Below are 13079 nucleotides of genomic sequence, written 5' to 3'. Positions count from 1 at the left end.
TAAATGATAATAAGATTTTCCAGAGCATGTCCCGTAAGGGAAATTGTCTAGATAACAGTCCAATGGAAAACTTCTTTAGTATCTTGAAACAAGAAATGTATCACGGACGTATTTATAAAAGTTATGAGGAATTAGAAAAAGCAATAGGCAACTATATTTATTATTACAACAACTATCGAATGAAAGAAAAACTTAATTGGTTAAGTCCGATTGAATACCGTTTATCACCACCTTATTTAAAACAAAGCGCATAAAAAAACAGAGTAGGATTATCTACTCTGTTAAAAAGTCTAACTTTTTGGGGTCACTATAACCAGGTCTGGGCTTCTTTGATTTAGCTTTTATTTAATAACGCGTTTAATCTAGAAGAGCATTGGATTTAGCTTCTATAGCACCATTTTTTACATAAACACGAGGGATACGTTTCCCGATCCCACAAAGAATTTCGTAATGGAATCGTTCTGTGATGTCAGCTATATCATGAGCGCTTGGATACCCTTCGTTGGGATCCCCAATAAAGACAAGGTCAGTATCTTCATCAAATTTTTGAAGACCGCTCACGTCGACCATTAGCTGATCCATGCATAAGCGTCCGACGATAGGCGCTTTTTGTGTGCCAGTTGATAGGTGCCAGCGGTTTGATAATTCTCTAGGAATACCATCAGCATAACCTAAAAGGATCGTCGCGATCGTTTTTTCTTCTGGTGCTGTAAAAGTGCGTCCATAACCGATGGTTGTTCCTTTTTCGATACGCTTAATGTAGGCGGCGTGGGTAGAGACCTTCATGACAGGCTGAAGCGTGATCTCATTCTCCAGCGACTTGTCTGGATGATACCCATAGAGTGAAATGCCTGTCCGTATCATATCCAAATGGTACTCTGGATATAAAAGTGCAGCTGCAGTATTACTGCAGTGAGTCAATTGGAAATAGATGTTTTCTTGTTTTAAAAAATGAACGATATCAATGAAAAAATCGAATTGATGTTTTGTAAAAGTAGGATCCTCTGTATTTTCTGCTTCAGCAAAATGAGTGAAAATACCTTCGAAGTTTATCCACGGAGAGGTCATCGCGCGACATAAGTTAAGTGCCTCGTCTCGTGAGCGAACACCGACTCTAGTCATACCAGAATCGACTTTTAAATGAATGTTAGCTTTTTTATTCAGTACTTCAGCAGAATGTTTGATCTTTTCGGCAATATCATCAGTAAAAACAGTCATGGATATATCATTTTCGATTGCTGTTGGAATTGTATCTGGCTCAATGGGACTTAAAAGTAAAATAGGACTTATTATTCCGGCATTTCTAAGCTCCATGGCTTCATCTAGTATGGCCACTGCCAGAAAGTCAACATTTTGTTTTTCTAAATGTCTAGCAACTTCGACAGCACCATGTCCATAGGCATCTGCCTTAATAACACCCATAAATTTTGTATGTGGAGATAATTTATCTTTCATTTGATTATAATTTTCAGTAAGTTTATCTAAATCAATCGTTGCATGTGTATGACGGTAACTACCGTAACGCATAATCAGTTCTCCTTTCAGTTCTTTCTTATTTTAACATGAAAAAGCGAGAACAATGAAGAAACGATTTGCTTTTTAAAAATTTAAATAAAGAAATTAAGAATGTGTCAAAGTTTTTTGTTGGAAAGAATGACACCTTGTCATTATCTCTCATTTTATATAAAATAAGAGTCATGAAGGAGATGTCACTATGATGAAAATTACGAAAGAATCATTAGATCAGTTTAAAGATAAATATAACGGTGATGAAACCAATAGAGCCGTTCAGAATGCCATCGCTAAAGTGGGAATCAATAAGTCTTCACTAGACAACAACGTGACCCGACGCCATAATTTTGTCTTTTCAGATGAAACAAAGAAAGGTGCCATCACGAATCAAAAATCCAGTGGACGCTGCTGGATGTTTGCGGCTTTGAATGCAGCGAGAGTAGATACCATGGAGAAATTGAATGTAGAAACATTTGAATTTTCACAAAACTACACCTTGTTCTGGGATAAACTGGAAAAATCCAACTACTTCTTGGATAGTATCATTGAAACGGTAGATGAGCCGTTAAACTCTCGTCTTGTCCAGTACTTACTAATGGATCCCGTTCAAGACGGCGGGCAGTGGGATATGTTCTCTGGAATCCTAAAAAAATATGGAGCTGTCCCAAAAGCAGCCATGCCAGAAACGTATCACTCTTCGAATACAAACGAACTGAATCAGTTGTTGACCGCAAAATTAAGAGACTTTGCTGCGAAAATTCGAGGAAGTTATAAAGAGGGAAAAACAACCAATCAATTAATAGAACAAAAAGAAGCGTATCTTTATTTTGTTTATTCCTTACTGGTTAAAACATTGGGTGAGATTCCAGAAACTTTCACCTACGAGTACCGTGACAAAGATAAGGAGTTTCATCGCATCAGCGAAATCACTCCACGAGAATTTTTCAAAAAGTATGTGGCATGGGATTTAGAAGAACGCGTCAGTCTTATCAACGCTCCGACGGAAGATAAGCCCTTTGGAAAAGCTTATACAGTTAAATACTTGGGAACAATCAAAGAAGCGCAACCGGTAAAGTATGTCAATGCACCGATCGACGCTTTAAAAAACGCTGCCGTTCAGTCCATTAAAGAGGGAGAACCCGTATGGTTTGGTTGTGATGTTGGCAAAATGCTCGACCGTGAATCGGGAATTATGGATGATAGAACCTACGATTACGAGGCGACTTTAGGAGAGTCAGTCGAATTGACTAAAGCACAGCGCCTGGACTATGGAGAAAGTTTACTCACGCATGCGATGGTTTTAGTCGGTGTGGACTTGGATGAAAAAGGAAACCCAATCAAGTGGAAAGTAGAAAACAGCTGGGGTGATAAGTCTGGCGATAAAGGCATTTACTCCATGTCTGATAAATGGTTTGACGAATATACCTATCAAGTCGCTGTTAAACGTACATTTATTGAAACGAAATGGTTAAAATCCTTGGAAGAACCCGTCATTGAATTGGAACCGTGGGATCCAATGGGCGCTCTAGCTCGGTTAAAATAAGATTTAAAAATGAAATGAGTAAGATAACTCAGTTAAACTCTAAATGCAAAACACAGAACCGTGATAAGCAACGGGGCGAAAACGAACTCAAACAAACGTCCGATTATGAGGCTTATCGAGAAAAAGTAGACCAACCGGTGAAGAGACTCAGGTACTGGAAAACGGTACGGTCCGACTTGAAAGATGTGATGGAGAAGGATATATTACCACTTCAGAGGAAATAACAAAGAGGAGGCTAGGACGTATTTGTCCTAGCCTCCTCTTTGTTGATAGTTTTTTATAAAACGATTTGTGCACCTGGACCTAGTGGTAAGCCAAGAGCAAACCATATCATCAATAATATCGACCAAGTGATCAAGAACGCAATACTATAAGACAACATTGTTGAAATGATGGTACCTAGTCCACTCTTCTCATCGTAACGCTGAGCAAACACAAGAACCATTGCAAAGTAGCTCATCAATGGAGAGATGATGTTTGTAGAAGAATCAGCAATACGGTAAGCCATTAGTGTCATCTCTGGAGCAATGTTGACTTCAAAAAGCATTGGCGCAAAAACAGGTGCCATAATGGCCCACTTAGCTGAAGCTGATCCAATAAATAGATTGATGAAGGCTGTAACGAGAATAAATGCAAGAATAAGCGGTAAGCCCACAAATCCGATAGTCTTTAAGAAATCAGCTCCATTGACTGCTAGTATCAAACCTAAATTCGTATAAGAGAAGTAGTTGATAAATTGAGCGGCAAAGAAAGCTAAGACTAAATAACCACCCATTGAAGCCATAGACTCGGACATACCTTTTACTAAGTCATGAGACGTTTTAATTTTACCGGTTGTTCTTCCATAAAAATATCCTGGAATAGCAAAGAGAAGTAAAATCATAAACAATAAACCATTTCTTAAGAAGTTATCAAGTGTCATGTTGCCTGTCTCTTCGTTCAGTGTTCTTAAAACACCATTTTCTGGAATCATAAGGAAGGCCATAATACCAAGGAAGACAAGTAAGGCTATTAAAGCATTACGCATTCCTTTGTTTTCGGTAGCTGTAATTGGCTCGTCGTCCGGTTTGTAGCTTCCGTTATATTCGCCTAGCCGTGGTTCGACGATCCTTTCAGTGACGAAAGCTCCTACGATAGTCAATACGAAAGTAGAAACAATCATGAAGTACCAGTTCGCTGTGACAGCAACGTCATAGTCAATACCACCGGAAGAGAGTGCTTCGTTGGTAATTCCTACCAATAGAGCATCCGTTGGGCCGAAAATCAAATTGGCTGAAAAGCCTGCCGAAACACCAGCAAAGGCTGCGGCCAGTCCTGCAATAGGGTGACGTCCAGCGCCGGCAAAGATAATGGCACCAAGGGGTATAACGACGACATATCCGGCATCAGAAGCGATATTAGAAATTATACCGGCAAAGACAACAGAAGCTGTCAAAAGACTTGTCGGTACGTTTCTAAGTAACTTTTTCAGTGTGCTGGATATTAAGCCAGACCATTCAGCTACACCGACACCAAGCATAGCCACAAGTACAGTACCCAGTGGCGCAAAGCCTGTGAAGTTATCAACAGCACTGTTGAAAATGTGCGAAAGCCCTTTGCCAGTTAACAATGAGACAGCCTCGACAGTGACGTAATCACCTTCGGTTGCATTAAAGTACTCAACTGGAGCGCCAAAACGAGCAGCCAAATCAGAAATGACGATAATAGCTAGAGCTAAGATAACAAATATAATAACGGGATGCGGTAAAGAATTACCGATACGCTCGATAAAACCGAGAAACCCTTTGTTTCTCTTTTCAGATTCATTCATTAAAAATTTCCTCCTTGAAAGTTTAAATAGAAGTAAGTCCCAATCTTAAAATTATGTGCAACAAATAAATAATTTAAATGAGAGAATCATAAACAAGATTAAAAAATAGCTCTATTCTAAATAGTATCACAATCCATATTTTAATACAAAATACAGTTAGATTACAATAGAATATAACTGATTATTTTAAAAAAATTGTCGTTTCATCTATACAAAGAGCAAAAGAGGAAGGGGGATTGAAAAAAAGTGAGATTAAATTATTTATAAAAATTGTAAAAGGTTTCTATTCCTTTTATAATCTATTAAACAGTACAAAGTAAGATGGATTTTAATCCGAATGAATAAATGAAGAGGAGAAGTGACGATGAATCATCATTATAAACAAACACAAGCGATCCCTTATTATTTGTGTGATCGTAATCATCAATTGACTTTGTCTATGCTAGTCAATCTTTTAATTGAAGTGTCAGAAAATCATTCTGCTGGTTTAGGTAGAGAAGAAACTTACATGAACGAACGAGGGATTAGTTGGATTATTCTTAGGTACGAATTTGATATTAAACGTATGCCAGAGGCTAAAGAGGAAATTGAAATCGAAACGTTTGCTACGGAATACAATAAGCTTTTTACATATCGTACTTTCATTGTAAGGGATGATAAAAATAATCCACTGATTGAAGTTAAAGCGACTTTTGCACTGATGGATTATAAATCGAGAAAAATAGTACGTATACCAGCAGTAGTGGTTGAACCCTATGAAGCACTTTTTTCCAAACGTATCCGCCGAGAGATTAAACCTCATGAAATCGATAGAGAACAAATGAGTGAAAAAAATTATACTGTGCGCTATTTTGATATCGATACAAATCAGCATGTGAACAACTCCAAATATATTGAATGGCTGTTAGACTGTTTGAGTCCGACATTTTTGACAACGCATGAAATCAATCATGGAATTATTACCTTCGATAAGGAAGTGAAAGAAGGAAATGAAGTGACGAGTAGAGTAAGTAAGCGAATAGATGATAAGATACAAACGGATCATCGTATTGATGTAGATGGGATTAGTCATGCCAAGGCTACGTTTAAATGGACTGAAAATATTATAAAGGAGTTTAATAATGGTAACGATCAATGATATTGCTAAAGAAGCGGGAGTGGCAAAGAGTACCGTGTCCCGTTACTTAAATAATGGATCAGTCAGCACAAAAACCCAAAAAAAAATAGATGAAATTGTAAAAAAAAGGGGATACAAGCCAAATACTTTTGCAAGAAGCTTAAAAGCACAAAAAACGAATATGGTTGGGGTAATCATTCCACGGCTTGATTCACCATCCACTAACGAAGTATTGTCAGGTATTGACGCTAAAGCCCATGAGATGGGATACCAGCTGATCATTACAAATGCGAACCAGGATAATCAACGTGAAATCGATTATATATACTCGCTGGCTAAGCAGAAAGTCGATGGTATTATCTTATTGGCAAAAGAAATAACGCTTGAACATAGAAAGGCCATCACTGATGTCAAGTTGCCCTTCCTTGTGATTGGTCAGAATGTGGAAGGGATCCCAACGATTGTACACGATGATTTTGATGCAGGCAGTCAGGTAGCAAAACATGCATTGAAACTTGGACACGAAAACATACTTTACTTTACAGTGTCAAAAGAAGATAAAGCAGTTGGACAGGACCGACTTCAAGGTTTTATTGAAGAAACTGATAAAAACAAGCAGGTAAAAGTGAAAGTCATCGAGACTTCGTTTATTATGCGAGAGGCATACGAAACGGCACTTTTACATCTGGAAAAAAATAAAAATATAACATTTATTGTTGGTGCCACAGACTCGATTGCTATCGCTATAATAAAAGCCGCTCATGCTCTTGATGTTAAAGTACCTGAGAAAGCGTCGGTTGCCGGATATGGTGGTTACGATCTGTTATCCTTTGTTACTCCTGCATTAACGACCGTTAAGTATAAGTATATTGAAAGCGGAACGCTAGCTTTAGAGACGCTCAATAAAATGATTTTAAAAGAAGCTATTTTGGACCAATTACAATTGAGTAATCAGCTGATTATAAGAGAAACAACTAAGAAAATAAAATAAAGATAATAAAAGGGTTTACAAAGAAAGCGGATTCTTTTATACTAAAATAGAACCGGTTCCAAAATAGGAACAAATACTAATTTGATAAAAGAAAGGAAGAAAAAAATGAAATACCAAAAATCGATTGATGCATTATTTGATGCTATTGGTGGTAAAGATAACATCAAAAACTTTGAGCATTGTGCTACACGACTTCGCATTATATTGAAAGATGACAGTAAATTGGATAAGGAAAAAGCTGAAAATATACCGGAGTCGAGAGGGTATTTTTATAATACTGGTCAGCATCAGTTTATATATGGTACAGGTAAAGTCAATGCAGTATATAGTGAGTTACAGCAAGTGATGGGAGACACAAGTGATGATAATTCTGGTAATTTCAAAGAAGATGTCTATAAAAACTTAAACCCTGTTCAACGCGTTGTCCGCGTACTGGCAGATATTCTTGTCCCTCTCATCCCAGCATTAGTAACGACAGGATTACTAATGGGGATCAGAGGATTATTAATTGAACTAGGTATGACATTAGATGAGAATACATTTGCATTGTTCCAGATGTTAACGGATACAGCGTTTGCATTCCTTCCAGTTCTCATCGCTTATAGTGCAACGCGAAAATTTGGAGGAAATCCGATTTTGGGTATCGTGGTCGGCTTGATGCTCGTCTCTCCACAACTGCCAAATGCCTGGGATGTAGCCGGTGGAACAGCAGAACCACTTACTATTTTTGGTTTAGATATTATTGGTTACCAGGGTTCTATTTTTCCGGCTATTATTGTAGGATGGATGGTATCAAGGTTAGAAGTCTGGTTTAGGAAATTTGTTCCCCAAATCATGGACTTGATTGTTACACCTTTTCTGACGATTACGATTACACTGGCCGTTATGCTCTTTGCTTTAGGTCCGGTTCTGCAAGTTGTTGAAACAACAGTCATTAATAGCTTAGTTTACTTAATTGAAGCGCCACTAGGGATTGGCTACATTATATTTGGTGCTGTTCAGCAGCTTATTGTTATTACTGGACTTCATCACTCAATTGGTATCGTAGAAATTGGCTTATTAAATAGTACTGGTGAAAATGTGATTCAGACACTGACGACTGTTAGTATGGCCGGTCAGTTTGGTGCCGCAATTAGTGCCGCATTTTTATTTAAAGATAAAGTTAAGAAATCAAATGCAATCAGCTCAGCAGTCCCTACTTTATTTGGCATTACAGAACCTCTATTGTTTGGTGTTAATTTAAGGGCCATGCGAGTTTTTGGATCTGGAATGGCTGCCGGTGCTATCGGTGGTTTTGTAGTTTATCTTCTTAACTTGACTTCTACTGGTATGGGCATTACATTTGTTCCAGGTTTACTCCTTTACACAGGTGATATGACTGCCTTGATTCAATATATAGCTGTTATACTGATTTCATTTGCCGTCGGTTTTGTCTTGGTAAGAATTCAAGGAAGTAAGATACGTGAGAGTTTTAAATAAGGAGTCGACATAAGAATGAATAGTTTAAATATGACTTATTGGAATAACTTAGCACAAATTCAGTCTAAGTTACGTTCTAAAGTTGAGAAAGACCCATGGAGATTGGCTTTCCATCAGATGCCTGAGACGGGTTGGCTAAATGATCCGAACGGTGTCGTACACTTTAAGGGCGTATATCACCTCTATCATCAGTATGTTCCTGACAATCCTGAGGGGGGGCTTGTACATTGGGGGCATAAAACGAGTGCAGATATGGTCCATTTTAAAGAAGAGGAAATCTTTATCTCACCAGATAAAGATTATAATAGAAATGGAGCATACTCAGGTAGCGCTTTTGTAAAAGACGATGAAATCCATTTCTTTTATACTGGGAATGTAAAAAAAGACGGAGACTATGATTACATTTTCAACGGTCGTGAGCAAAATACGATTCATATCGTGAGTAAGGATGGCTTCACTATAGATTTTGAGGAAGTTGTTATCGCTCATGAAGATTACCCAGAAGGATTTACTGATCACATTCGGGACCCGAAAATATTTGAAAAAGACAATGTTTATTATATGGTTTTAGGGTCACGCGCATTGGATCATCATGGGAAAATACTTCTCTATACATCAAGTGACCTGTATAATTGGCAGTATAAAGGCGTATTTTTTGAAAGGGAAAAAGAGATGGGTTATATGTTCGAATGTCCTGATTTTTTTGAAACTGACGAACAGGATGTTCTCATTTTTTCTCCTCAGGGATTAAAACCAACCTTATATGAGTTTCAAAACACTCACAATGCAGGCTATTATCTTGGGAAGGCAGACTGGAAAACTACTCAGTTTAATCCACAGTCTGTTTTCAAAGAATTGGATCGTGGTTTTGATTTTTATGCACCACAAACATTTGAAGACAAATTCGGTAGGCGTATTTTGTGGGGATGGATGGGACTTGGAGATACCAAGCCTGAGTATACGAACCCGACTATTGCTAGAGGCTGGCAACATGCTATGACCTTACCAAGAGAAATATCTGTTGAAAATGGTAAACTTATACAACGACCGCTGTCGGAGTATCAAGTGTTAAGGTCTGATAAAATTGAAGAAAAAGTGATTTTAGATAGAGAGTATACAATAGAGGGGATAAACCCCCATACATTTGAATTACGTATCAATTTGGAAAAAGAGACTAATCAATTTAGCATCCATTTGAAAGAAGACACAGTGTTGTCTTACGATAATCATGTGTTTACTCTCGTGCATGGACCTTCTGGCTATGGGAGATCCGAACGTTCGATAGAAATTAAAGATTTAACTGAAATTCATCTTATTGCAGACACATCCTCTGTTGAAATATTTTTAAACGATGGGGAATATGTCATGAGTTCAAGGGTGTATCCAAAAGATATAAAAGATACGATTATTTTTAAAGGGTCAGCTGAGTTCAATCTTGAAGTATGGAATCTTTCAAACGAATAAATTTTTCAATTTTAATACAGGCGATGATAAGGGAGCCCCCTATCATCGCCTGTATTTTAAGATTCAAAGATTTCATTTAAGTCTTCAAGAGAAATATTATTTTCCAGTAAAACGTGCAGTTTAATCCGTGCTTTCACTCCAGTTAGACCAGGAGCATAAATAGCACCCAATCCTTTCAAGTGCTTTCCCCCCCCCTTATAAGCATAGATATCTTGAGCGATACCATTAAAAGCTCTTGAAGTGATAACTATGGGGATACCTTTATCTAATAGTTTTTTTATGCCTGGTAATGTTTCAGGGGGCATGTTGCCAGCGCCAAGCGCTTCAATAACAAGGCCATCTATATTTGACTCAACAAGCGCTTCAAACAGGATACTGTCCATACCTGTATATGCTTTCAGCAACGCTACCTTCTTCGATATAGAATTGATAGGGTAGGTTTCTTCAAAAACTATTTTCTGAAAGAAGCGTACATTACTTTTAGAAACAATGCCAATTGGACCAAATGTCGGTGTTCTAAATGTTGCAACATTTGTGGTATGTGTTTTTGTTACATACCGTGCGGAATGAATCTCTTCGTTCATAACGACAAGAATACCTTTATTGATTGCTTCTTCTGATAGAGCAGTCCAGATTGCGCTTTGCAAATTACGAACCCCATCCGAACCAATTTCATCTATAGGTCGCATGGCTCCAGTTAAAACAATGGGAAAAGGCGAGTCTAGCGTCAAGTCCAGAAAATACGCCGTTTCTTCCAATGTATCTGTCCCATGGGTAATAACTGCGCCATCATAATGATCTTCATCAATTGCCGTATTCAGCCTCTTTTGAATGCTTAACATGTGTAATAGCGTGATATGTGGGGAAGGTAATTCTAAAATATCTTCCTCAATAATTTCAATGTTTTCGTCAAATAATTGGCTGTATTTATGCAGTGGGTGTTCATTGCTCGGTTTGACAGCACCTGTGCTTTGGTCAGTACTCATTGAGATGGTACCTCCAGTGTGTAAAAGTAAAATGCGTTTCATCCTACCTCACCGCATCCTTTCTGAAATAAGGATTAGTGCGTAGCTCATATGCTATCGTTGTTGACGCAAGATGCCCTGGATAGACAACATAATGTCCAGGGAGACTAAGAAGCTTATCCTTAACAGCAGGGATAAGCTTTTCTGGTTCGCTTCCAGGAAGATCAGTCCGTCCTATACTCCCTTTAAACAGAGCATCTCCTGAAAAAACACAGTCTCCTTCTTCAAAAATAAAGCTCATTCCACCAGGGGAATGTCCCGGTGTGTGAACAACTTTAAATGAGAACGGGCCAATGACTATTTTTTCTGGGGGTTCTATAGTGAATTCAGCAGGTTCCGCAACAATTTCTTGGTCACTATAGGTAGAAAGATTATGTTCTGGAGAGCCTAACCATGCCTGTTCTGCTAGACTAACATAGACGGGGATATCATAGGTACGCCGCAAATCTTCCAGCGCACCGATGTGATCATAGTGCGTGTGCGTCAATAAAATAGCTAAGGGTGTCGTTTCTAATACCTCAAGAGCATTTTTAATCTTATCTTTGTCATTACCAGGATCTACTATCAGAGCGTCATTTTCTTTGGAAATAATATAACAATTTTCCTGAATAGTTCCTGTTTCAATTTGTTTAACGTGAATCATAAAAAAACCTCCTACTTCTTAGGTAAGTATAACTAATATTTTTAATTCTGTCGATATATTAAGGAGATAGCATGCGAGAGGAACGGTGAGATAAAGATGTATTTAATAAAAAATTATGATAGGATAATGATTAGCTAATAGTAAAGAAGGGTTTTTATGAAAATAATTACAAATAATGAAAAAGAAACAAAGAGGGTAGCCAAAAAAATATCTGCTCACCTAAAACCGGCTATGACAATTTTGCTGGAGGGGCAACTTGGAGCTGGTAAAACAGCTTTTACAAAAGGAATTGCGGAGGGTTTAGGAATACAAAGGCTTTTAAAAAGTCCGACATACACTCTAATTAGAGAATACACGGAAGGACGCTTACCTCTATATCACATGGATTTATATAGGCTTGAGCACTCTGAAGATGAAGAGCTCGGACTAGAAGAATATTTTTACGGAAGTGGTGTATCTGTAGTCGAATGGGGTTCATTCATGAAAGAAGACCTACCTAAAGAACATTTGATGATTCAGATAAATGTTTTAAATGATCCAGAAAAACGTGAACTAATTTTAGAAGCATATGGTGAACAGTATCAAAATATTGTGAGGCGATTGGAAGATGAATGAAGCTGTTGATTGTATTTTACGAGAAGCTATTCCAAGTGATGCAGAGGCTATTCTTGAGTTGTTAAATGAAACAGCCATCCAAACGGACTTCATGACACTAGGTCCAGAAGGAATCCATTTAAGTGTGGAAGAGGAAATGAAGCAACTTGACTTGATATATGATTCTTTAAATAACGTCGTGTTTGTTGCATCAGTAAATGATAAAATAATAGGTGTTGCATCTATAAATGCCTCCACGGAACCTAAGGTAGCACATATCGGAGAAGTAGGAATAGTTTTAAATGAAAACTACTGGGGAATGGGCTTAGGTAGTCTGATGATGGAAGAACTATTGCTTTGGGCAGAGGATACGGACATACTCAGTAGGCTAGAACTAAAAGTCCAAGAGCGTAATAGTCGAGCACGCTATTTGTATGAAAAGCTAGGTTTTAAATTGGAAGCAGTTATGGAACGTGGCGTTAAAGATGGTGAAAAATTATTAAATGTTTGCCTTATGAGTAAACTAATATAAAGAAAAGGCTAGGATGTTTTTATAGTGACCCCAAAAAGTTAGACTTTTTAACAGAGTAGATAATCCTACTCTGTTTTTTTATGCGCTTTGTTTTAAATAAGGTGGTGATAAACGGTATTCAATCGGACTTAACCAATTAAGTTTTTCTTTCATTCGATAGTTGTTGTAATAATAAATATAGTTGCCTATTGCTTTTTCTAATTCCTCATAACTTTTATAAATACGTCCGTGATACATTTCTTGTTTCAAGATACTAAAGAAGTTTTCCATTGGACTGTTATCGAGACAATTTCCCTTACGGGACATGCTCTGGAAAATCTTATTATCATTTAATTCTTCTCCATAAGCTCGCATTTGATAAGCCCAGCC

Annotated in this window: 13 protein-coding genes; 8 read left to right on the top strand and 5 right to left on the bottom strand. The window is 37.7% G+C overall.

Annotation, left to right across the window (positions count from 1 at the left end):
- Positions 1-254 (top strand): IS3 family transposase (locus tag BMX83_RS09330; protein ID WP_143059525.1); only part of this gene is annotated, 254 nt, incomplete at its 5' end.
- Between the two features lie 103 nt (positions 255-357).
- On the opposite strand, the gene alr is transcribed toward BMX83_RS09330, so the two are convergent.
- Positions 358-1527 (bottom strand): alanine racemase, encoded by a 1170-nt coding sequence (gene alr, locus BMX83_RS09325; protein WP_091636354.1) that lies wholly within the window; start codon positions 1525-1527, stop codon positions 358-360.
- Between the two features lie 187 nt (positions 1528-1714).
- Here alr and BMX83_RS09320 point away from each other — a divergent pair, with 187 nt between their 5' ends.
- On the top strand, positions 1715-3055 hold the full coding sequence (locus BMX83_RS09320) for a C1 family peptidase (RefSeq protein WP_336622030.1): 1341 nt from the start codon (positions 1715-1717) through the stop codon (positions 3053-3055).
- Between the two features lie 277 nt (positions 3056-3332).
- Here the strand turns inward: BMX83_RS09320 and BMX83_RS09310 are convergent, their stop codons facing one another.
- Positions 3333-4865: an AbgT family transporter gene (locus BMX83_RS09310; protein WP_091636349.1), complete on the bottom strand. Its 1533-nt coding sequence runs from the start codon at positions 4863-4865 to the stop codon at positions 3333-3335.
- A 364-nt stretch (positions 4866-5229) separates the two neighbouring features.
- On the opposite strand from BMX83_RS09310, the gene BMX83_RS09305 reads away from it, so the two are divergent.
- From BMX83_RS09305 to BMX83_RS09290, 4 genes are all read left to right on the top strand, one after another.
- Positions 5230-6003: an acyl-[acyl-carrier-protein] thioesterase gene (locus tag BMX83_RS09305; protein ID WP_091636346.1), complete on the top strand. Its 774-nt coding sequence runs from the start codon at positions 5230-5232 to the stop codon at positions 6001-6003.
- On the top strand, positions 5987-6973 hold the full coding sequence (locus BMX83_RS09300; RefSeq protein WP_091636343.1) for a LacI family DNA-binding transcriptional regulator: 987 nt from the start codon (positions 5987-5989) through the stop codon (positions 6971-6973). Before BMX83_RS09305 ends, BMX83_RS09300 begins: the two co-directional genes overlap by 17 nt.
- 105 nt (positions 6974-7078) lie before the next feature.
- Positions 7079-8452: a PTS transporter subunit EIIC gene (locus BMX83_RS09295; RefSeq protein WP_091636341.1), complete on the top strand. Its 1374-nt coding sequence runs from the start codon at positions 7079-7081 to the stop codon at positions 8450-8452.
- Between the two features lie 15 nt (positions 8453-8467).
- Positions 8468-9916, top strand: a complete 1449-nt coding sequence (locus tag BMX83_RS09290) for a glycoside hydrolase family 32 protein (protein WP_091636338.1) — start codon at positions 8468-8470, stop codon at positions 9914-9916.
- A gap of 56 nt (positions 9917-9972) precedes the next feature.
- Here BMX83_RS09290 and BMX83_RS09285 read toward each other — a convergent pair whose 3' ends face one another.
- The gene (locus tag BMX83_RS09285; protein ID WP_091636336.1) at positions 9973-10944 is read right to left on the bottom strand and encodes an asparaginase; all 972 of its coding nucleotides are present in this window, start codon (positions 10942-10944) and stop codon (positions 9973-9975) included.
- 1 nt (position 10945) lies between these two features.
- A complete protein-coding gene (locus BMX83_RS09280) occupies positions 10946-11581 on the bottom strand; it encodes an MBL fold metallo-hydrolase (RefSeq protein ID WP_218141943.1) in 636 nt (211 codons plus the stop codon).
- Positions 11582-11740: 159 nt separating this feature from the next.
- Between BMX83_RS09280 and tsaE the strand changes: the two genes are divergently transcribed.
- Both tsaE and BMX83_RS09270 read left to right on the top strand, forming a co-directional pair.
- Entirely contained in the window at positions 11741-12199 is a 459-nt protein-coding gene (gene tsaE, locus BMX83_RS09275; RefSeq protein WP_091636330.1) for a tRNA (adenosine(37)-N6)-threonylcarbamoyltransferase complex ATPase subunit type 1 TsaE, read from the top strand.
- A complete protein-coding gene (locus tag BMX83_RS09270; RefSeq protein ID WP_091636328.1) occupies positions 12192-12710 on the top strand; it encodes a GNAT family N-acetyltransferase in 519 nt (172 codons plus the stop codon). Before tsaE ends, BMX83_RS09270 begins: the two co-directional genes overlap by 8 nt.
- Positions 12711-12788: 78 nt before the next feature.
- Here the strand turns inward: BMX83_RS09270 and BMX83_RS09265 are convergent.
- A partial coding sequence (locus BMX83_RS09265) for an IS3 family transposase (RefSeq protein ID WP_143059524.1) occupies positions 12789-13079 on the bottom strand: 291 nt, incomplete at its 5' end.

This window comes from Alkalibacterium gilvum (genome assembly GCF_900109085.1).
Classification (GTDB): domain Bacteria; phylum Bacillota; class Bacilli; order Lactobacillales; family Carnobacteriaceae_A; genus Alkalibacterium; species Alkalibacterium gilvum.
The sequence above is the reverse complement of the archived record's forward strand: the minus strand, read 5'-3'. Positions and strand labels throughout refer to the sequence as shown.

What these genes read in the sequence shown, in the direction of transcription:
- BMX83_RS09295 (WP_091636341.1), top strand. Translation starts at nt 7,079, where the DNA reads ATGAAATACCAAAAATCGATTGATGCATTATTTGATGCTATTGGTGGT.
- tsaE (WP_091636330.1), top strand. Translation starts at nt 11,741, where the DNA reads ATGAAAATAATTACAAATAATGAAAAAGAAACAAAGAGGGTAGCCAAA.
- BMX83_RS09310 (WP_091636349.1), bottom strand. Translation starts at nt 4,865, where the DNA reads ATGAATGAATCTGAAAAGAGAAACAAAGGGTTTCTCGGTTTTATCGAG.
- BMX83_RS09290 (WP_091636338.1), top strand. Translation starts at nt 8,468, where the DNA reads ATGAATAGTTTAAATATGACTTATTGGAATAACTTAGCACAAATTCAG.
- BMX83_RS09300 (WP_091636343.1), top strand. Translation starts at nt 5,987, where the DNA reads ATGGTAACGATCAATGATATTGCTAAAGAAGCGGGAGTGGCAAAGAGT.
- BMX83_RS09270 (WP_091636328.1), top strand. Translation starts at nt 12,192, where the DNA reads ATGAATGAAGCTGTTGATTGTATTTTACGAGAAGCTATTCCAAGTGAT.
- alr (WP_091636354.1), bottom strand. Translation starts at nt 1,527, where the DNA reads ATGCGTTACGGTAGTTACCGTCATACACATGCAACGATTGATTTAGAT.
- BMX83_RS09285 (WP_091636336.1), bottom strand. Translation starts at nt 10,944, where the DNA reads ATGAAACGCATTTTACTTTTACACACTGGAGGTACCATCTCAATGAGT.
- BMX83_RS09305 (WP_091636346.1), top strand. Translation starts at nt 5,230, where the DNA reads ATGAATCATCATTATAAACAAACACAAGCGATCCCTTATTATTTGTGT.
- BMX83_RS09320 (WP_336622030.1), top strand. Translation starts at nt 1,715, where the DNA reads ATGATGAAAATTACGAAAGAATCATTAGATCAGTTTAAAGATAAATAT.